We start from the raw sequence: 546 nt of genomic DNA on the forward strand, positions 1-546 counted from the left end.
GTCGTTGAGCGCGTCGATGTCGTGCTCGAGCCGCTCGACCTGGCTTGCCACCACCCGCAGCCGTTCCGCCTTTTTAGTTTCCTTGCCCTCCCGTTCCGGCACCGCGAGGTCGGCGCCGAGATCGAACAGATCGTTCTGGATGCGGCCGAGCATCGCATCGAGCTCGGGCGTATCATGGGTATGGAGACGCACGACGCCGATCGCGGCATTGGTCTCGTCCACGGTGCCATAGGCTTCGATGCGCAGATCGTATTTCGGACGACGTTCGCCCGAGCCGAGCGCTGTCGTGCCGTCGTCACCGGTCTTCGTATAGATGCGATTCAGCACAACCATGTTCAGCGCCCCATCGCCCAGACCGCGATCATGGCAATGACGATCGCCACGAACTGAAGCAGCACGCGCCAGCGCATCAGCTTCTGCGAGGTGTTGGGCGAGCCGCCCCGCATCATGTTGACGAGACCGAGCAGCAGCACCAACGCCACGGCGCCGGCCGCCACCGGCAGGATGAAAGTACTCAGGATAGATGCCATCGGGGGTAGATAACAC

General features: G+C 62.8%; 2 protein-coding genes. Both read right to left on the bottom strand.

Going from position 1 to position 546, the window contains the following annotated elements; translation table 11 throughout:
* Nucleotides 1-333, bottom strand: a 333-nt coding sequence (locus tag AC1D00_RS44640; protein WP_477015151.1) for an ATP:cob(I)alamin adenosyltransferase, incomplete at its 3' end; no start/stop codon positions are given.
* A gap of 2 nt (nucleotides 334-335) precedes the next feature.
* Entirely contained in the window at nucleotides 336-530 is a 195-nt protein-coding gene (locus AC1D00_RS44645; RefSeq protein WP_008135291.1) for a twin transmembrane helix small protein, read from the bottom strand.
* Between the last annotated feature and the right edge of the window lie 16 nt (nucleotides 531-546).

Source organism: Bradyrhizobium sp. P2_E8, from assembly GCF_056403875.1.